Below are 19,193 nucleotides of genomic sequence, written 5' to 3' on the forward strand. Positions count from 1 at the left end.
TCCAATGCAGGCAACCTTAGCGAAGCAACGCCAAACGCCGACCGTAGCGTTCGGACGGCGGTCGTGCCCGGTCCCCTGGAAACAACGACAATGAAAGAAAATAAGGTCTCGGCGGAGGCACGCGCCCTCGAGCGCGTGGTGAGCGCCGCGCGAGAAGTACAAGCCGCGTCACTACGGCTGGAAGCGCGCTATGCAGAAGACCCACATGAGCAACCGTCGACCTTGGAATTGGCCATATTCGCGGCGGCCATGCAGGAACTGAAGGACGCGCGGGAAGCTTTCGATGCGCTGGTCGAGAAACGAGACCTGAACTCACCCTGGCGACAATCTCAAAGGTCGGCTTTGTGCGGGGGCACTCGCTAGACGTCCGCCGTTCCCGTACTCGTACTCACGGAATGCCGCAGTCGCGTTGCCGCCGACTGGCTCACATCCATCGCGCTGGAGTTCCTGATGGCCCTTTCGCCCTCCGTAGAAGACACGTTTCTTCAGATGTTGTCCAGAGACAAGACCACTGTGAGCGTCTTTCTCAAGAGCGGCACCCGTCTGACCGGAAAAATCGAATCGTTTGACCGTTACACCGTCTGGTTTGAGTCACCCACAGGCTCGCAATCCATCATGAAGCACGCGATTGCCACCGTACTGCCGGGCGGGTGGAAACCGCCTGCTCGCCCCGCATCCGACATGCCGGAAGCGCGAGAGCGCCAGTTGAACCGGCTTCGGATTCGCAAATAGCTATCTATGAACGCCCTAATCGTCAAGAGAGGTTGTTATGCGGCGTGCATATGATTATCGAGGCTTCGAGGCGACCATTGAAGTCGAGTCGGTGCCGGCTGTTATCGTCGCGGGCTCGGTAGTCGCCGCGGGAGGTCTCGTGGTGAAGATTGCTGTGCGACACCGGCTGTCCGGACGCGAGCTCCCCCCGGTGCGGCTCTCTGACGAAGGCCAACGGACTTTCGCCAATGAAGCTGAAGCCCTGATGGCGGGGTTTAGTGCCGCCCAACGGCTTATTGATGACGAGCTGGCAGAACGATGATGCTCGAATGCTTTGCCGTGCGTCTCAGCCAGGTCGTAGCCCGCGCGCTCGGGCCGTTAGATGGGTAGAAGCGGCGTCGGATTTTCTAACCTCTCGTGCCGTAAGCACTCGCCTTCTCCCCGGTACGCAAGCGACGCTCTTTTAATTTTTGTGGCACATTACTCAGGAGTACTCTCACAAAAAGGCTTCGTACCGGTGCTCGAAGCCGTTGGTCGACTAACGACCGCTGTCAGAACACGGCTATCGTACCCTTTTCAAATACGACAGCTGTCTCCGTCGAGACACCTGACAAGATGCAAAAGTGAACGTCGCGGCGTCGCCTACCAAGAGCGCGGCTGCGGCGCGCTTCAACCTGAGAGCAAAGACTCGAATTGTTCAAGCGATAGCGGCTTTAAAATCTGGCCATCAAAGCAGGACATGTCGAAGCGCTCGCGGATGTCGTCATACGCGGTCATTGAGAAGATGCGCCGGGACGCATATTTCTCGGATGCACGGAGCCGCAGACACAATTCGTGGCCGTTAATGTCGGGCAGTCCAATGTCCAGAAGAATGAAATCGAAAGCGCCGTCACCGCCGGCCGCAACCAATGCGTCAGCACCGGAATACGCCTTCGTCACAGCATGCCCCATCGAGCATGCGACGTCGGCGAGCAGGTCAGTTGTAGCACTGTAGTCGTCTACCAGAAGAACTTTCATCGGAAAGCACTCCAACATGCAGAACACGCGAGGTCTGTCGGCCCACCTTGCGATGCCATGCGGTTCACTGCCGCGACTAACACCCACGCTGAGCGCCATCGCATCCGTGCTCGCGGCCAACGTGCTTATTCGTCATAGAAATCGCTGCAAATTCGCACGTCTCCCTCGTCGCGCGAGCACTGGACTCGACGCGCCTGGGGCATTTTCCAGCAAAGGCCTCGGCCATATAGCCACTGCTAACACTACACTGGTGGCACAGCAATCAGCCGACATGGCGGCTCAGCGTGGGACTTTGGCGAAAGTTATTGTTGCTGCGCTCAAGACCGCGCCGAAAGCGGTCACAGTCGCGCCGAAGGGAAAGGTTTCGCCCCTGGCCAACCCAACCGAGCACTGCCAGCAGCTTGATGAGGTTGCGCTTCGCGCGGTAGGTCTGGCGGATAGACGCGAGTTCATCGGCGAACTCTGCATGCTCCTTCAACTCCGCGCGCAGCTTCCCGATGGTCCGCACAATGCCGAATGCCTCTTCGTAACGGGTGTTTCGCGTTCCACTCTCCGCCGCGATTGGCAGCAGCCGGTGATATAGGGCAATGCCGTCGTGCGGATGCGTCTTCCCGCGAACGGCCGCCATCGTGGCCCACATGTTCGTCGCCACGGGACCTCCTTTGAACGTCTCCCATGCACTGTCGTTATCCCTCTCGCGAGAAATAGCCTGGTCGCATTGACAGGCTCTACCGATGTCGCCAATAGCGAGCAGACTGACGAACGGATATTTGACTGCCGTCTTGTCAAGCCGCTGTCACTCGATGACCTGGCGGATATCATGCGCTCATAGCCGCGCGGTCAACGGACCGCCTCGATGGCGACGGTGCCATTCGCCGGGAGGACCGGCCTTCACATATGTGCGATTGGGTCAACCGTCGCCGTCAACCTGAAAGACGTCCTATGGAAGATGCTCGCATACTCACGAGGGAGCAGATAGCGGCACTCCTTTGCTATCTTGCGCCGAACTGGCGGCGTTCGCGCTGCAGGGCGCGTGGCTGTCGGAGGCAAACCTTGCTGAATCAACTCGCATCTGGTTTGCGCGCAACCACCTGACGACGGGCTGGCTTGACCGGGTGACGCTTGCGCGACGCGCTCACGCGATTGCGCAGGACGTGGTGCTGCTCGACATCGTCCAACTGACTACCATCATCCCGGCGCGGCGGTTCACCGATGCGATGACGGTCAACTACGCCGATGCGCTGGTCACGAAAATCTGGCACAGATGTCCGGACTGCCCCCAACATCGTGAGGAGTGGCGCCGCTCGTGACACATCAGGGAATGGCGTTCGAAACATACAAGGGCTACACCATCTCGGGACATATCATCGACCTGGACGACCGGCGAAACTCATTGCTCGGCGCGAGGAATGGCAACACTTTCCAACCTTTCTCGAGGAGTTCGCGATATCGGCGCAGACTGGCTTCGCCCCGCAGTCCCGCATATGCTGGCAATTCGTTGTAGAACGTGTCCCACGCGTGCATCGTCCGCGTCGGCTGCGCACGCGCAAGAGGTCCAGGCAACAAACGCTAAAAGCGAAAACACTAGCGACCCGCGCTCTCGGGTCGGTATGAAAGCAACGCTGGAACGTTCACGTCCTCATCTATTTCGGGCCAGAATATCTGCTCATGGTCCAGAGAGATGGCAAAGTGTTCGCGCTCGGCTGCTGTGGCTGCCTGCAGCACGGGAAACCAGTCCAGCGGGAATTGCGCGGCGGGACCTTCGGACATGTCGAGAAACAGATGCACGCTGTCAAAATGCACGTCCACTGCAGTGCGCTCCATGGTCGCCTCCTGAATCAGAATCACCTTAAAGATAGGTCGCGGCAAAGCTGCGTTCAAGAGCGCATGTACTTCGAGAATCCAGCCAGAATGCTCGATGCATCGACGGCCGGCGGTTCACAGGCATGTGAGTCAAGACTTATCCACTTGGGCTGCGGACAGCACGAGTTATCCACAAAATCTGTTCACAAATCTGTGCATAACTCGTCCTTAGGTTGTCCAGCGGATAGACCGGCGTCGCTGCCGACATACCTGCTCAACGCGGCGCCCGCATAACTGGTAAGCGCGTGCATCGTGACATCGGCTGGAAAGTCGACCCTGTGAATTCACAGAGGAGCATTCCGTGGCCTGGCAGGACGCTGCGCGAGCCGGAATTTTTGTCAGATGATTCCGTGCGCAAACACGCGGAAGAGATAGAGCGGATGCAATTGCGATGCACGAAATGTCATCACGCAAACGCTCAGGCATTGAAGTCCCGGTTCCGCGTAGAAGAGCTCATGCTCTTCAGGTTTTGCCCCGCCTTTCGACCGGGCGGTCTGCGACCCGAAACCGCAAACGGGTCTACAAGCGCTTGCATCTTGTCGTACAGGACAAGAATCAAAGCAGCGCGGCAACGTTCAGGTCCTCATCAATTTCAGGCCAGAACAACTGCTGTTGGTCCAGCGAAATCGCAAAGTGCTCGCGTTCCGTCGCCGTTGCCGCCTTCAGAACAGGAAACCAGTTCAGCGGGAATCGCACGGACTGACCATCGGACAGGTTGAGAAGCAGATGGGTATTGTCGAATCGCAAGTCAAATACGACGCCGCGCATGGTCACCTCCTGAACGGGAAGCATCTGAACGACAGGTCGTCACAGGTTGCGCCCAACAAAAAACGCCGGCAAGCAGGTTGCCCCCGGCATCGCGATTGAATTGGAGCGACCTCTTCACTTGGGGTAAGCCATTGATGACGATTGCAACGCCGGCCCCTCAAAGTTCTGGCCATCGTCGCACCTGTACCGCCGCTGGCTCGGGAACACCACTTGCGCGCGAGTGGAGTACCTTTTTTCGAAGGAGGTGAATCATGGGCTCAATCAACCCGCAAGGTGGCACCCGACGCGGAGCTGGCATAGTCGGCGGCGGTACGGGTGAAGGACCGGGGCCGGACATCATGGCCGCAGCAACGCTCGATGGGGACAAGGTCATGTCCTCTGACGGCGAACACGTTGGGAAAATCTCAGACATCATGCTCGACGTCAGGAACGGACGCATCGCCTACGCAGTACTTTCTGAGGGCGGTTTCCTCGGAATGGGTTCTAACCTACATGCCATCCCGTGGAGTGCACTGACCCTCGATACGGACGAGAAGTGCTTCGTCGTCGACATTACGGCACAGCGCCTCAAGGACGACCCGGGCTTTGACAAGGACCACTGGCCGATGATGGCAGATGCGAAGTGGGGCGAGTCGACGTATAACTACTACAATCGGCAGCCGTACTGGTCAGCGACCCACGAGGTGGTGGAAAGCGACCCGAGCATCAGGCCGAGCGAGCACTGAAAAACATAACAGGTAGGCGATGCCACGCGGACAGCTTGTCTGTTGCGCCAGACCTACGTCACCGCGCCCCACTGCGGTGGCGTAGGCGCGTGACTCTGGCGACAAGGCGTTCTCGAAATTGAGACGTAACGCGCTTCGGTCGCTTCGGCGATGTAGATGCGGTCCGCCGCATCTACATCGCTCTTTGTCCGTACCCACTTGCCTGCCGCACTGATTCAAGTTCGACCTACTTGCCATCAGTAGCGATACGTGTCGGTGTGCAAAAAACTTGCCGGCTTTACAGCGGGCGCGTTCGACCTCGGCTGAATAGTCGCAGGACAGCGAGCAGGATAACCGCGCCAATCAGCGCCATAATAAGTGAGCCGATGATGCCGCTTCCCAGGTGCAGCCCCAGCGCCCCGCCAAGCCAGCCTCCTATGAAGGCTCCGACAATTCCCACAATGATGTCGACCACAATGCCGAAGCCGCCGCCGTCGACAATCCGCCCGGCCAAAGCGCCTGCGACGCCGCCGATAATCAGCCAGAAAATGATTCCATGCGAGACTGGGTCCATGTTTCATCTCCTATAGAGCTAAATCCGCGTTAGCGGCGAGCAAGCATGCCGATGATGAATCCGCCGATGAGTGCCATCGTGACCGCTTTCCACGGAGCTTCATGAACGTAATCGTCGGTCGATTCAGAGGCGACACGGTACTTCGTCTTGACCACCTCCCGTGCACCCGCAATCTTGTCCTTCAGCTCGGACAGCATCCGGGTACTGGTTGCTGGGTCTCCGCCGCTGCCGCTCGACTTCGCTGTAGAGTCGTTGTCGTGCTGAGATGACCTGGCGGAACTGGCCTGGTCGGACGAGATGGGTGAGCGCCCGGCTACGGGGGCGATGGGTTGATGCGACTCTGTCATTTGAACCTCCATATTCCGTTTGTACGGTCCACGGGTTGAGCAAGTGGTGTGCCCTACCGAGAACGTTGAACGCGAGTGGAAGTCATGATTAGCGGTGCTCGCGGCGATGCGGGTCTCACCTCGAGCACGAAGGTTACAGCGCGGGATGCTCTGCGCTCGATGCCGTAGCACTTCTGCGCGGGATGTTGGCATGTGCTCCATTGCGATTGTCGGAGAGCACAATCCCGCACGTCGTCATTCAACATGAGACACATCAGGCTACATCATCGCGATGCAGCCCGTTTTTGAATCCAGTCGCGAGTACTCCCCGTATATGCGGTCAGAGCCACGCAATTGCGCATGGCAACTCAGCGGGAGTACACCATGAAATACAAGACTATGTTTGTCGCTGTCGCACTGTCGGCAGCTGTATCAGGCGCCTTTGCCGCAAGCGACACGGTCATGGTTGGTGGTCAAGCCATGTACCCGAGCAAAGACATCGTGGATAACGCGGTCAACTCGGCCGACCACACTACGCTCGTTGCTGCGGTCAAAGCTGCAGGTCTCGTCGATACGTTAAAAAGCCCCGGCCCGTTCACCGTGTATGCGCCAACGAACGAAGCGTTCGCAGCGCTACCGGCTGGCACGGTCGATACGCTCGTCAAGCCTGAAAACAAGGCGACCTTGACCAGCATCCTGACATACCATGTCATCCCTGGACGTTATGACTTCCGCAAGCTCGACCAGGCCATCAAGGCTGGCGGCGGCAAGGCGGAACTGAAAACAGTCAATGGACAGCCCCTAACGTTCACTGAGAACGGCCCGCACAACATCCTAGGTAACGGATGCCAGTGGCCACACTGCCGACATATCGACCTATGACGTCACCCAGAGCAACGGCGTTATCATGGTTGTGGATAAGGTTCTGATGCCAAAGTAGCCGGGCCTGCTTGCACTGTTAGAACTTTGAACTTAGCGCAGCGCTGTCATTTTCGGCGTCGCGCCACGACTGAACCACATGCCTCGCATCTGGACGCAGCAAATCGCTGTGCTGTTCAGACGCAGGCAGCTGCTTGCGCTTCGCCGCTACGCAACCAGTCAGCCTTGAGCGGTATATGAGACTTCGGCGCTGCAAACGCCTGCCGACATCACGGGAGAAATACCATGGAAAAGTTGACGATGAACGCTCTGTTCACGCGTGTAGCTTTCGCGTCGCTCTGCGTATGTGCTGCGACGTTTGCGCAGGCCGGCGGGAATGGCAACGGCGGAAACGGCAGCGGCGGCGCTCACGGTGCCGCGACGGCAGGGATGACTTACCACAGCGAGCCCGTATCGAGCCCGTGGAACCGCGTTCCCGGCGACATGAGCAGGAGCGCGGACACCACGAGTGGCATGAGCATGTCCACTATGCGCCCAGAAGGCAGCAGCATGCCAACAAAGACTGTTCAGTAAGACCTTTGAGGATTGCCGGCACGCCGCCATTCCCAGGTCAGGTCGCTCGCGCATTGACGTTTCCGAACTTCCGCGGCGCTTCGGTTTTGGCGATATAGGTATCTTTCGCCTTGCCGGCGGCGCCTGACTTCTGTCTCTGCGCCGCCCGCTTTGCCCGCGGTCTAGTAGCGGTGATAGTAGCCGCCTGCAGGTACAACGATGCAGCCACCCAGCGCGCTTCCGAGACACACAGCCATCAGCATCAGCACAAGAATTCGTTTCATAACGCGCCTCACTTGTCAGTTGTGAACGCACTATATTGAGACGGCAGATTACCGGTGTTTTTGTGTGTAACGAGACGTGTAATTTGAAACGCCTCCCTCCGTCCGCACGATTCCCTGAAGTCCGGCCAGTACGAAATATTCGGTTTCAGAACTCACAACTGCGCGGTCAGCATCGCGGTCGCCCGGAACGTTAAGCAGATGAACGGCCAGAAGCCGTCCTCTCAACTGAACCGGAGACAAACATGCACAACGCTGTCTACAAAATGGCTGCTGCAGCTGCACTCGCCCTGTCATTCGTGGGCACCGCGTCGGCGCAAACCAACTGGGATGCGACGCACCTACGCCGCGCTGAGGTCAACCATCGCCTCGAGAATCAGGACCGTCGCATTCACCAGGAAGTACGAGACGGCGAGATGTCGCATGCCGAGGCGGCGAGACTGCATCGTGATGACCATCAGATTCGCCAGGAAGAACGCGACATGGCGAGCCAGGACCGCAGCCACATTACCAGGCGCGAAGACTACGCGTTGAACCAGCAGGAAAACCGCGTGAGCCGGCAAATCGGGCAATGACGCCTGTCGCTAACGCCAGAGACAACTCGGGATAAGGTCGGCGCTGGCGTCGGCGGTCTGCGTTCTATCTAACTTTGGTGGCCTTCAGATTTGCAGGAGGGCGACATGAAAAGCACGAATGGGCAATCCCTGCGTTGTCAGGTCGAAAAATGGCTCGCGCCGGCGCCCGCGACGCCAGTTCGTGTGACCGCTTTCAGCCGCACCAGAGTGGGCGGCCGACGCTACGTGTGCATCGAGACATCGTCGCCATCAGGAGCGCACGCACTGTTCTTCTTCAAGCATGATGACGGCAGTTGGTGCGTATTCCCGCAGGCTGCCAACATTCGAAAGTTGGCCGCACCGAGGGATACATGGACATCTTGTTCGCAGGTGCAGCCCCCTGCCGCCACCGCCGCCTCGCTACTTTACTCTAGGTAGAAGGATAGCGACGGCTTCCCATCGTGCAAGATGACATCGAGAATAGCCGCCGCGCAATGAAGCGTAAGCGGCGGAAGTCGAAAGGTCTACAACCAGCCCCAGTGGCAACCAGTTACACCCAGCGGAAGTCACGATACGCACGAAACGACATCGCGCTGCGGGGGCATTTGCCGAATCTACGAGTAAGCGGCGAATGTAGCACCGGCCGAAGCCGCCTGATGAGAGCACTTCAGGTCGTCAGTCGACGATATGCATTGAGGTGACGCACGAGGCCCTGCTGGTCCCCACGTTTCTCGAGCAGTATTGCCAGATTGTGATGAGCATCCGCGAAGGACGGCTCGAGTTCCAGACAACGCCTGTAGCTTTGCTCTGCATCCTTTGGCCGACCAAGGTCTTCATATGCAATAGCGCGATTGAAATGGAGCGCAGCGTCTTCCGGGAAATGCGTCAGCGCTTCGTTGAACACCTGGAGCGCATCGGCGCAACGGTCCTCCCGTTCGCACAGGAGCGCCCCAAGGTCGACGTAGGCGGCATAGAACGCCTGCGGCGACAACGCTATCGCTTTCCGGTAGGCGCGCTCGGCGCCATCCATGTCAGACGTCCTAAGCTGCTCGCCAAGGTCGTACCATTCCTCAGCCTGGTGAGCCAGGTCCTTCGGCGCTGGAGCTGTGTCGAGAAACACGACCTCGCCCTTGATTTCAGCAACCTCATAATCAAGCAGCAACTGCCCCGTAATCGCATCCCACTGCGACGGACCTGTTCTCACTGCGACATCGTTGCCGACCGCCGATACGCGAATGCCGCTCAACGGTAGCTCGTCGGGCAACGCGTCCCTGAGTCGCGACAGCGCCTGGGTAACCTTGCGAGGTGGTATGCGTGCGGCACGCAACTGCAGCGCCGTGCGCAGCAGCACGACGTCCTGGAAGGTGAACCGATATTCGTTGCGCGGCCCGCGCGACGGCGTCACAAATCCGGCGGCAACGAGACCCGCCACCACATGCCGCGAGATGCCAAGCATGGATTGCAACTCGCGCGTCGAAATCTCCCGCGGGACTTCTTTCGGCGTCACTTGCGTGCCCGGACCTTTGCAGGTGCTTCAACCGGCGTCTTTGCCGCACGCGTCGCGGGTTTGCGCGTCTTGGGCGCCACCGGGATGTCGGTCATCGGCTCTGCGCTCCGGCGCTTCGGCGCGGGCGCCGCGGTAGTTTTCACTTTTGCCGTGCCCTTCAAGCTCGCGCGCAGGGCGTCCATGAGGTCAATCACCTGGCCACTACCAGTCGAGGCCTCTGCAGGCTCGTTCGTGACCACCTGCTTGCCTTCAATCTTCTCGTCGATGGCTGCAAGGATGCGCTTCTTCTCTTCGTCCTCGTACGCAGTCGGGTCGTAATTGTCTTCGGCGCCCTGTTCGATAATCTGAAGCGCTAGCTTCAATTCGGCATCGGACACCTGCACGTGTTCGATATTGAGCTCTTTCAGCGGGCGAACCTCATCGGCGTAGAGCAGCTGTTGAAACACGAGTCCGTCAGCTTCAGGCCGCACCTGTACGATTCGTGTCTTACCTTTAGCGGCCCACTTTGCAAGTGCACAACGGCCACTCTCTGCCAGCGCCTGCTGCAATAAGCTGTATGGCTTCCCACCGCGTTTGTCTGGAGCAATGTAGTACGCCTTGTCGTAGTACACGGGGTCAACCGCTTTCTCCGGTATAAAGGCCATTATCTCGACGACATGACTGGCGCCGTCTTCCAGCGCCTTGAGTTCATCACTGGTGAACACCACGAACCGGTCCTTTTCGAACTCATATCCCTTGTTCATGCTGGAGCGCTCGACGACAGCTCCCGTCTTCTCCGAGACGTATTGCTGCTTCACGCGGGAACCATCGGGTGCAAGCATATGGAAACGAACATCCGACGAACTCTCCGTCGCCGTGTAGAGCTTCACCGGAATGGAAACGAGCCCGAAAGAGAGCGACAGGGAGGCGATTGAACGGGCCGGCATGACCATCTCCTCGCGGATGAGCGGTAGCGTGACACAGCGCAAAATGCGTGCCCTCGCGGCAGCACGGGACGCTGCACGGCGTCACGCGCTCCGGACGGCTCAATTCATTGTAGAAGCTTTATCGCCGCCGCCAATGATTGCCGAGCCGACCAGTAATCCGCCCACGGGTCCAGAGACTGGAAGCTGAGATATTCGCGCGCGGTTTGCACACTCCATTGCGCCCCGCTTTTCAGTTCGGAAAGCTGCTCCCACGAGACCGGCATCGAGACGCCCATGCCGGGCCGTGCGCGCGCCGAGAAAGCCGCGGCGGTCGTCTGCCCCATTCCGTTGCGAAGGTAGTCGACGTAGACCTTGCCGATGCGGTTCAAGGGACCCGACGTCGCCGAGAAGCGCCCGGGAATGGTCTTCGCAAGGTGTCGGACGAACGCCTGCGAGAACGATTTGACCGGCTCGTATCCGAGTCGCGGCGACAGCGGAACGACGACGTGCAGCCCTTTCCCGCCGCTCGTCTTCAGCCACGCCTTCAGCTTCAGTTCCGATAGGAGCGTTTGGACCAGCAACGCCGCCTCCTGGACGTGGCCCCATTTCACGCCTTCGCCGGGGTCGAGGTCGAAGATGACCCGGTCGGGTTTGTCGAGTCGCCGAGCCGTCGAATTCCACGTGTGAAACTCGACAGCATTCATCTGGCCTGCCGACAGCAGCGCATCTGCCGTATCGACAGATAGCAACGGCGGATGATTGGGCCACAGCTCGCGGTCGTGAATCGTCAGCCCGGGCATTGCGGTGCGCTCGGCGTGCTTCTGAAAGAACAGCTGGCTGGCAATGCCCGAAGGCGCGCGGACGAGAACCACTGGCCGGTCCTTCAGGTGCGGCAGCATCCGCTCCGCGACGCTCGCGTAGTACCGCACAAGGTCGGCCTTCGTGATGCCGCCCGACGCGTCGATGACCCGCTCCGGGTGAGTGATTTTCAGCTGTGGCAGAGCACCCGGCGCCTGCGTCTTGCCTTCCTCCCGGACGACACTTCGCGCAGTCTTGTCGAACCGCAGGCCTTTGAAAGAGGCTTGCCGGACGACGTCATCGTCAGTCCAATCCGCAAACTCGACCTCCGCGACAAGCTCTGGACGAACCCAGCGTTCACTGCGGGCCGCGCGCCGTGACCATCGGCGCTGTTTGGCAATGGCGACGTCAAATGGTGCCACATCCACCTCGAGCGGCGTGAGGCGCGCCCACAGGTTCCGCGCGGTCTTGGCGTCCCAGCCGGTGCCGACGCTTCCGGCGTCGTGAAGCTGGTCGCCAACGTAATATCCAAGCAGGAGGCTGCCAATTTCGCCGGCCCTGCCTCCTCGCGCAGTAAAGCCGCAGATGACAAGCTCTTGCCGCAACCGACATTTCGCCTTCAACCACGTCTGCGTCCTTCCCGATTCATACCGTGCGTCGTGGCGTTTGAGCATGAGACCCTCGAGACCCAGTCCCGCGGCGGCTTCGAATACCTGAGCTCGTGGCGCCTCAAAGTCCTGACTAAAGCGAATCCGCTCACCCTCACCTCGAGCAGTTGGGAAAGCAGCGCGCGTCTCGCCCACAGCGGGACGTTCCTTAAGTCCTTCCCGTCCAGGTACGGCAGGTCAAAGAGGAAGTAGACGATTTCCTGGTTTGCGGCGCCGTCTATCGCATCCTGCAGTGCACCGAAATTGGGGATGCCATCTTTCAGGACGACAATTTCGCCATCCAGCCATGCGCTGGAGACAGGAAACTTCTCGACCTCTGCGGCGAGACTGGCGAGCTTCCTGGTCCAGTCGTGCCCCCCGGTCGTGAACAGTCGCACACGCCCCTTTTCGATACGAGCGAGCATGCGGTATCCATCCAGTTTGGTCTCGGTTATCCAGTCGCCGCTCGTCGGCAAGGAAGACGCGAGGGTCGCACGTTGCGGCTCAAGTTTCGCGGGCAGCGGTGCGGGAACTGCAGCAGATAGGTCTATCTCCGCGTCACCATTGCGTACGGACTTCGCAACTTTCGGCTCCCGTTCTTCAATGAGCCCCAACGGCTTCCTGGCGAGGCTGTCGGGAAGCGCCTTGATGACATCGTATTCCGCGAGTGGCTGCGCCCACTCGTCACGCTTCTTGAACAGCATCCACTGGTCTTGCCTGTCGTCGGGCTTCGAGATGCGCACCAGTTCCCAGAGACCGGCGAGCTTTTCACCGTGGAGACGGAAGACGAGCTTGCCGGCTTTCATTCCCTCGTGCGGGTCACCGACAGGCTCCCACGTCCCACGGTCCCACACCATCACGGTACCCGCGCCGTATTGCTTGGGCGGAATGGTGCCTTCGAAGCCTCCATATTCAACCGGATGGTCCTCCATGTGAATCGCCATCCGCTTTTCCTTTGGGTCATAGCAGGGACCTTTCGGAACCGCCCAGGACAGCAGCACCCCATCTAGCTGGAGCCGAAAGTCGTAGTGCAACCGGCGCGCCCAGTGCTTCTGCACGACGAAGCTCTGCCGTTCGTCGCCAGCCGATGCGCTCGCAGCCGATGGCGCCGGTTCGGGCGTGACAAGGAAGTCGCGCTTCTTTTGATACCGGGCAAGTGGCGTTGTCGGGTCGCGGGCTGATGCCATGACAATAGTCCGGGAGGAACTTTCATCCTTAGTATCGCAAGTATGGCACCTGGCCTCGAGTACAGACTGTGAAACCGACTGCGCTCTGAGGCGCCCCAGCGCGAAGCCTCCTTGCCGGCAGTCGGAACACGCTGTAGAACCTTAACTCTCCTGCCGCCCGTGCCAGAGGGATGCATTGCGCCTCGCAGGCCCGCATCCGGAAATCTGCTGGCCAGGGACAGAGGTCTCTCAGATGCACCTGTTCTTGCAATCCACGAGCGCACGCCCCTCTCCCGACAAACAGAACGAGACGCCCTTCACCATACTGCCCTCTGGTAAGCAGCCCGCGCCGCGGTCATCGCAGCATATGTGCGCTGCAGAAATGCATCGGTTATCTGCCCACCCCCGGGCGGGAGCGCAAGACTCGAGAATTCGCGGAGCCTATTGAGCAGCCCGTAATTTTCGGCGACCATGCTCGTTCAAGCCATAAGCGGCCGAGGTCGCCACCGACGATGAGCGAACAGTTCACCATCCGCTAACCATAGCTCCGCGTCGGGAGCGGCCCTTGCTGCGTAACCAGATTCCTGCCCCGTAGCGGTGTTCGTGGTTCCATCGAATGGCTACACGGACTTCCCGCTACCTTACCCAGATGGAGGTTGTAATGAGCAGTCTTTCTGGTGAACAAGCGGTTGCTTCGCAGAGAGCCAGTCTCGAAACGCTGTCCGATGTGTGGACCAAGACATTTGGCTGCATCGAAAAGCTGACTGAGCTGAACTTGCAGGCAGCCAAATCGACGCTCGCCGAAAATCAGGCAATCGCAAGCATAGCGTTGTCAACCAAAGACCCACAGGAGCTATTCGCATTGCACGCCAAGCGGGCAAAAGCCGCGATGGAAGAAGCGCAGTCGTACTGGCGGCACGTGAGCAACATCATGTTAAACACACAGGTCGAACTGGCCGCGAGCGCTGAGGCGCAATTCAGGCAGCGACAGCACGACACGCAAGCGTTTGTCGACACCGTCGCAAACAATGCACCGGCCGGAAGCGAAGCCGCTGTGAGCGCGTTGCAATCCGCTGTGACGGCCGCTGGTGAGGCGACTAGTGCGACGATTGAAGCCAGCAAAAAGGCCGCTGAACAGGCGCGGGAGATTGCCGAAAGTAACGTGAATGCCGCAACGTCCGCCTCAAACAGGGCGACCAGACAAGCAGTGGAACAAGTCCAACCCGCCACGAAAAAATAAGTGTTCGTCGGCGACGCCTTGTCGATGCTGGAAACGGCGCAACTCTCAAGCCTTCGGCGCCGTGGTCGCATCGATAAAGGCATGGGCAGCTCTGAAACGCACGACCCGGAAGCCGTCCGCGGCGAGCGGTTAGTGCCACTCCTGCCGCCGATGCCCCCGCGTGCCATCGCGTTGGCATCGGCGCATTGCTTCGGCGACCAGCCACGCGGAAGCAGACACCGTTACAGTCAGCCACCGATATGGTCAGGGGGCACCGGCAAACTCGCGAGAAACGTGGCGCACTCGCGGCGGGCTGGCGGGTAACGTGTTGTGCAACCGGACCGAAGTCGCGGTGGAGCATTCCGCGACTTTCTCCCGTGAAAGTCTAAGGTTACTCCCGCCACGCCCCATCATCACTCGGGCCAGCAACGAGAGTTGACAGCCTGCCAGCGCGAGGCCGCACCGTCTGATTGACCCATGGTGCTCGACGCCGCGGTTAAGCGCGGCGCGACGAAAGAGTCGAGCGCGCGCAAACAGCGATGACAGGTCCACTGGCTTGCGGAAATACATTGTCCAGCACGGGCGGCCCGCCGTCGGTTCGGGTGCCACCGACATGAGGACAATCGGTAATCGGGATAAAGCAGGCTGGCACCGCACCCGTTTGCGCAGTTCGGCGTTTCTCAGAAAGCCAGTCGCGGCCTCGCGCCTGCTGGAACTGCTTCAGCTGCACATTTCGCAGGTCACAGTAGGGTCGTCGCCGTGATTGGTCACGTCGATACGCCGGCAATGGAAAGGCATAACTTACTCGTGAAGCATCGCCTGAGGGATGAGTGCCTCAGGGTGCGCTTCGCCATCTGGCCACAGGAGGTCCAAAGTAAAACTAGAAGCCGCGATGTTTGTGCGACTGCGCCGTCTCGCCCCGTGCTCAACGCAGGCGAGGTCGAACACGCAGACCAGGCCGCGAGCCTCGCGTCACTTGCCCAGGTATGCTCCAGCTGTTCGACACGTACCATTTCCGACACCGGGGCGAGGTTGCGCAGGCTACCGGACGCCCTCGAGTCGGCGCAACATACTGCCTCTGACGGCTTCCCGCCAGTACAAAATTGACAGGTCCCTGGTCGGCGGCATCGAAATGGACGAAGACGCCCGGATACATACCAAGCTGTTGTCACCGCTTTTGCAGGCGTCGCGCCGGCGCTGTGGGCCAGACAGAAGTATCAGCAGGGCTGCGCCCACCTCAAGTTGTCGCATGTCGCTCCTCATCCTCGCAGTAAATTCATTCCCGCGCGTCGAAGCGGTTGATGCGATGGGCTACCCAAGCCGGTCTCGCTGCCGTGATGCTTTTAGTTGAACGTTCGCCGCCAGCTTCTGGACGTGAGTCTGCCGAGCGGATTCGGCGGGAAGGTGCGCCGCCCGGCTCCTGTGGTCGCAGCCGCTGGCGAATGCCGGACGGAACTACTTGCCCAGAGCCTCTGCCGCCACTTTCTCTTCCGCAAGCAGGGAAAGCTTTTCGTCGGTCGCCTTCTCTTCCTTCAACGTCTCGCCCAGAAGGTTAACAGCGGCCGTCTCGCCCAACTGTTTTGCCAGCGCTATCAACGAGCCATATGCGGCAATTTCGTAGTGCTCCACCTTCTGGGCCGCTGCGATGAGAGCTGTATCGAGTACTGGGCCCTTTTCAATCTCGTCAATCTGCTCCTGACATTCCTCGACCAGACCCTCCATGGCAACGCACTTGACGCGCTTGAGCTTGATTCCGGTGGCCTCGACGACCTCGTCAATTCTTTCAATCTGGCCTTGCGTTTCTTCCAGGTGCTTCTCGAATGCCGCCCTGAGACCCAGATTGGTCGATGCCAGCGCCATCTTCGGCAGGGACTTCGTCATCTGCTTTTCGGCGCTGTATATGTCGGACAGCGAGTGGATGAACAAATCCTTCAGCGTCTTCGTAGTCATGGCTACTCCTTCCTCCGGTTTCCGAGCCGCACCTACGAGCGGGTGCAGCGTGACGGGAAGAGGCGCAAGCAGCATGCCCGTGTCGACCGCGCACAATGCCCCGATTATCACGAGAAGAGCCGGCGCTCGCTGCTCTGCCACCCGACGACTCCTATTGGCTATTGGGGCCCACCGAGCCACAGCGCAGACATCACCGCTGGCATGCCCTTCTGGAATGTGCCTTGCTGATTGCAAACACATCCCCAGCTGGAGGCGAGCATGGTCAGGATACCGAATGAACACCCCTCAACTGAAAAGTCGGCGGACGACGTCGACAAGGCTGTGGAGGACAACCGACATGGCTAGTGGGCCGGTAGTGCTCGCGCAACCGCCAGCGAACGGCTCTGCTCGCGTTGCGGCCCGCGATGAGAAAGCGACCGTGAGTCGGAGCAAGCCCGAAACTTTGAAGTGGACTCTGAGCGTCGTAAAGGGTGTTTTTGCTGACGCCCGGAATGCAGTTGTCTGCAGATGTCGGACCGTCTCCATATCGGCCGATGACTTTGTGCATGACAGTCCTTGGAAATCAATCGCCAAACGTCCGCGACATCTACCAGTTTTGTCTCGACCATCTCACGCGTACCCGATGGCTCCGCTAGTTCCGCATCGTTGCCGCCGGGCTTCACCGCCTGAAACGGCAGTCCCGCTGCGCCAACAACGTACTGCTGTGCGACACGGCCGCCTCTTAATCCGCGCAATATACGATGCGTGGCGATAGAAATGACCGCACCGCAGGACCTTCGCGCAGGACCCTCCGCCGTCCGTTGACAAGCTGTGCTGAACCGGGTCTTCCCAGCCGACCGGAGACCCAGTTGATGCCTATGAGCACACCATGCGTGCGGTTGCTGGAATGGGTGGGACGCCCCCTAGTTTCACAGCGAGCATCCGTTCGTACACGCCGCAGTCCCGCCAGTTAGCGTACTCGGCGCGGCATGTCGCTGTCCGGACCGGTCGCGAGCGCCGCCCCTTGGGCGTACGACGACGTGGAGGCTCCGCCGCTTTCCACCGCCGGCTGATGCCGGAAGCCGAGTGCTCCTGCGCCGAGCGCGATGACAGCGCCGACAATCAGTGCGGCGACCGAGAACCAGCTTGCGCGAGCGACGGCGCGCGCGGCGGTGTCTGCCGCCTGTCGAGCATCCGCTTCCGCTTGCGGGCTGGACGCTGCTGCGGTGACAGAGGCGATGGCGTTGCCCGCCTGTTGCGTCAGGGAATTTATCGGATTGTTTCCCGCCTTCGTCTGATTCGCGGTTGCGCCCATCGTCGCGCCGGCCGACGCAACGTTCCCGACGACACTGACCGCGCCGCCAATTAGGGATGCCATCTCGAACACAACGAAAAGAATCATCACCGCCCACGCTAGCAGTCCATGCAACCAGCCCAGAACCGGCGCACAACGACCGGCAAAGTACGCTCCGGCAAATACGGATAGGACCGTCGTGACAATCATCCAGACGCCTGAGCCGAAGCCAAATACGCGGGAAGGATTTGGCTGGGATAACGGATTGAGCAATGACGCACCGATAGCCGTGCCGAGTACGCTCATTGCAAGGTAGACAACGAGCGAGATAATGACGCCGGTGAAAACCGCACCCCACGAAACGCGCGGCAGTCCCTCTTGGGTTACTAGGAGTCGCATGGCAAGTCTCCGGTTGAATTGGTTGGTTCGGGTACATTCGCCGGAAAAGCCCGGCACGTGAGACCGCGCAAGCGGCATTCCACTGTCGCTGCTGGCTGCTAACCTTCACCATGCTTTCCACGGTCGCGAGGTTTTTGCCAGGATAACTATTCGGTACGTTCAAATCCCTGTGCGCATGGACTGCGGGCGCGCGAAGGCAGCATCTCGGGTCGAGCGGCTGCCAGCGCGACAGTTCCGCCACAGAGGTCTCGTGCGCCCGTACACCAGTCGCGAGTCGTTCCGCAATAAACGTGTCCGCCGTGCGCATGAGCACGTGAGGTCAGCCGGTTTGCGAAACTAAACTGACCAGCGCGGCGGTTCGGCTGCGGGCTCAAGCATGAATGCGTCCCGACGTCGTGGTGGCAGCCAGTCCCCGCGACGGGCCGTGCCAGCCATTGGCAGCGGGAGCGCCGGCGCGCGCCGCCGCTGCCGACGACCGGAGCGAGTACGCGCGAGTTGAAAGCCCAAAATCTGTGATGTTATCTGGTGATGCGGAGCGGAACGACCGCCACCGTTTAAATCCCGCTCTCCTCGCCAACACAAACCTCATTTCGCTTCTAAATCGGTCCACGAAGGGAATAGCCATTGCTTCTCTAAAGTTATTTAGGAGCGTCGAAATGTTCAATGCTCTGTTAGTGGAAGACGACCCAGATGCGCTGGCGGGCGTGGGCAGGACACCGCGTGCAGCGGGCCGGAAACGGACGAGAGGCATTCATCGCCGCGTCGAACAACACGCCCGACATCATTGTCTCGGACGTCGTGATGCCAGTCATGGATGGCATCAGGCTGGTTCATGCGCTGCGAGAAGCTCCGATGCTCGTTCATATCCCAGTGATACTGACGACAGGAGTCAACGTACCCGAAGGGTTGCCAGTGCAGGCCTTGCTACGTAAGCCGTTCGTCGCGGCGCATCTGCTGAGTCTGATTTACAGGCTCGTGGACAAGCGGTCCAGACCTGAGAGTTTCGGTGGGGATGTAGGGCATTCCGGTGCGGTGGGCGGCGATGAGAGGAAGAGTTGACGCGGTGCGCGTGCATGCGCGCCAAACGACGTTATGCCTCA

The 19,193-nt window shown here is 59.8% G+C and carries 20 protein-coding genes and 3 pseudogenes; 11 read left to right on the forward strand and 12 right to left on the reverse strand.

All coding sequences use genetic code 11. The features are described 5' to 3' along the window. Nucleotides 1-90 precede the first annotated feature (90 nt). The 3 genes from HV744_RS20750 to HV744_RS20760 all read left to right on the forward strand — a co-directional run bounded on the left by HV744_RS20750 (nt 91) and on the right by HV744_RS20760 (nt 1,033). Nucleotides 91-363 (forward strand): hypothetical protein, encoded by a 273-nt coding sequence (locus HV744_RS20750; RefSeq protein WP_175151291.1) that lies wholly within the window; start codon nt 91-93, stop codon nt 361-363. A gap of 87 nt (nt 364-450) precedes the next feature. Next, a complete protein-coding gene (locus tag HV744_RS20755) occupies nt 451-732 on the forward strand; it encodes an RNA chaperone Hfq (RefSeq protein WP_175151292.1) in 282 nt (93 codons plus the stop codon). A gap of 37 nt (nt 733-769) precedes the next feature. Further along, nucleotides 770-1,033: a hypothetical protein gene (locus HV744_RS20760; RefSeq protein ID WP_175151293.1), complete on the forward strand. Its 264-nt coding sequence runs from the start codon at nt 770-772 to the stop codon at nt 1,031-1,033. Between the two features lie 347 nt (nt 1,034-1,380). On the opposite strand, the gene HV744_RS20765 is transcribed toward HV744_RS20760, so the two are convergent. Beyond that, nucleotides 1,381-1,728, reverse strand: coding sequence for a response regulator (locus HV744_RS20765; protein WP_175151294.1), 348 nt, complete (start codon nt 1,726-1,728; stop codon nt 1,381-1,383). A gap of 262 nt (nt 1,729-1,990) precedes the next feature. After that, complete coding sequence (locus HV744_RS20770) at nt 1,991-2,380, reverse strand: hypothetical protein (RefSeq protein WP_246279125.1); 390 nt, start codon at nt 2,378-2,380, stop codon at nt 1,991-1,993. A 337-nt stretch (nt 2,381-2,717) separates the two neighbouring features. On the opposite strand from HV744_RS20770, the gene HV744_RS20775 reads away from it, so the two are divergent. Continuing rightward, on the forward strand, nt 2,718-3,038 hold the full coding sequence (locus HV744_RS20775) for a hypothetical protein (protein WP_175151295.1): 321 nt from the start codon (nt 2,718-2,720) through the stop codon (nt 3,036-3,038). 274 nt (nt 3,039-3,312) lie between these two features. Here HV744_RS20775 and HV744_RS20780 read toward each other — a convergent pair whose 3' ends face one another. Together HV744_RS20780 and HV744_RS20785 are read right to left on the reverse strand one after the other, a co-directional pair. Further along, entirely contained in the window at nt 3,313-3,552 is a 240-nt protein-coding gene (locus HV744_RS20780) for a DUF2442 domain-containing protein (protein WP_175151296.1), read from the reverse strand. 594 nt (nt 3,553-4,146) lie between these two features. Then, a complete protein-coding gene (locus HV744_RS20785; protein ID WP_175151297.1) occupies nt 4,147-4,359 on the reverse strand; it encodes a DUF2442 domain-containing protein in 213 nt (70 codons plus the stop codon). A 251-nt stretch (nt 4,360-4,610) separates the two neighbouring features. On the opposite strand from HV744_RS20785, the gene HV744_RS20790 reads away from it, so the two are divergent. Continuing rightward, a complete protein-coding gene (locus HV744_RS20790) occupies nt 4,611-5,084 on the forward strand; it encodes a PRC-barrel domain-containing protein (protein ID WP_175151298.1) in 474 nt (157 codons plus the stop codon). 277 nt (nt 5,085-5,361) lie between these two features. Here the strand turns inward: HV744_RS20790 and HV744_RS20795 are convergent, their stop codons facing one another. Both HV744_RS20795 and HV744_RS20800 read right to left on the reverse strand, forming a co-directional pair. After that, nucleotides 5,362-5,637, reverse strand: coding sequence for a GlsB/YeaQ/YmgE family stress response membrane protein (locus tag HV744_RS20795; RefSeq protein ID WP_175151299.1), 276 nt, complete (start codon nt 5,635-5,637; stop codon nt 5,362-5,364). Nucleotides 5,638-5,666: 29 nt separating this feature from the next. After that, the gene (locus tag HV744_RS20800) at nt 5,667-5,984 is read right to left on the reverse strand and encodes an ElaB/YgaM/YqjD family protein (RefSeq protein WP_175151300.1); all 318 of its coding nucleotides are present in this window, start codon (nt 5,982-5,984) and stop codon (nt 5,667-5,669) included. 378 nt (nt 5,985-6,362) lie between these two features. Here HV744_RS20800 and HV744_RS20805 point away from each other — a divergent pair. The 4 genes and pseudogenes from HV744_RS20805 to HV744_RS37460 form a co-directional block, all read left to right on the forward strand. Further along, nucleotides 6,363-6,903, forward strand: a pseudogene (locus HV744_RS20805) (fasciclin domain-containing protein). Between the two features lie 224 nt (nt 6,904-7,127). Next, entirely contained in the window at nt 7,128-7,415 is a 288-nt protein-coding gene (locus HV744_RS20810; RefSeq protein ID WP_175151301.1) for a hypothetical protein, read from the forward strand. 526 nt (nt 7,416-7,941) lie between these two features. Beyond that, nucleotides 7,942-8,250, forward strand: coding sequence for a hypothetical protein (locus HV744_RS20815; RefSeq protein WP_175151351.1), 309 nt, complete (start codon nt 7,942-7,944; stop codon nt 8,248-8,250). Between the two features lie 105 nt (nt 8,251-8,355). After that, nucleotides 8,356-8,589 (forward strand): annotated as a pseudogene (locus HV744_RS37460) (hypothetical protein); the annotation flags it as partial. A 307-nt stretch (nt 8,590-8,896) separates the two neighbouring features. On the opposite strand, the gene HV744_RS20820 reads toward HV744_RS37460, so the two are convergent. The 4 genes and pseudogenes from HV744_RS20820 to HV744_RS38690 all read right to left on the reverse strand — a co-directional run. Beyond that, entirely contained in the window at nt 8,897-9,736 is an 840-nt protein-coding gene (locus HV744_RS20820; RefSeq protein ID WP_343056437.1) for a tetratricopeptide repeat protein, read from the reverse strand. Continuing rightward, nucleotides 9,733-10,662: a non-homologous end joining protein Ku gene (ku, locus tag HV744_RS20825; protein ID WP_175151302.1), complete on the reverse strand. Its 930-nt coding sequence runs from the start codon at nt 10,660-10,662 to the stop codon at nt 9,733-9,735. The genes HV744_RS20820 and ku overlap by 4 nt, the downstream gene beginning before the upstream one ends. 104 nt (nt 10,663-10,766) lie before the next feature. Continuing rightward, complete coding sequence (gene ligD, locus HV744_RS38685; protein WP_484555895.1) at nt 10,767-12,242, reverse strand: DNA ligase D; 1,476 nt, start codon at nt 12,240-12,242, stop codon at nt 10,767-10,769. A gap of 11 nt (nt 12,243-12,253) precedes the next feature. Beyond that, nucleotides 12,254-13,273, reverse strand: a pseudogene (locus HV744_RS38690) (DNA polymerase ligase N-terminal domain-containing protein); the annotation flags it as partial. Nucleotides 13,274-13,913: 640 nt separating this feature from the next. Between HV744_RS38690 and HV744_RS20835 the strand changes: the two are divergent. After that, on the forward strand, nt 13,914-14,492 hold the full coding sequence (locus HV744_RS20835) for a phasin family protein (protein ID WP_175151303.1): 579 nt from the start codon (nt 13,914-13,916) through the stop codon (nt 14,490-14,492). 1,434 nt (nt 14,493-15,926) lie between these two features. Here the strand turns inward: HV744_RS20835 and HV744_RS20840 are convergent. Next, nucleotides 15,927-16,421, reverse strand: a complete 495-nt coding sequence (locus HV744_RS20840) for a YciE/YciF ferroxidase family protein (protein WP_175151304.1) — start codon at nt 16,419-16,421, stop codon at nt 15,927-15,929. Nucleotides 16,422-17,370: 949 nt separating this feature from the next. Then, on the reverse strand, nt 17,371-18,093 hold the full coding sequence (locus HV744_RS20845; protein ID WP_246279126.1) for a hypothetical protein: 723 nt from the start codon (nt 18,091-18,093) through the stop codon (nt 17,371-17,373). 720 nt (nt 18,094-18,813) lie between these two features. On the opposite strand from HV744_RS20845, the gene HV744_RS20850 reads away from it, so the two are divergent. Next, a complete protein-coding gene (locus HV744_RS20850; RefSeq protein ID WP_175151305.1) occupies nt 18,814-19,152 on the forward strand; it encodes a response regulator in 339 nt (112 codons plus the stop codon). Nucleotides 19,153-19,193: the final 41 nt, after the last annotated feature.

Source organism: Paraburkholderia ultramafica, assembly GCF_902859915.1.
GTDB classification, from domain to species: domain Bacteria; phylum Pseudomonadota; class Gammaproteobacteria; order Burkholderiales; family Burkholderiaceae; genus Paraburkholderia; species Paraburkholderia ultramafica.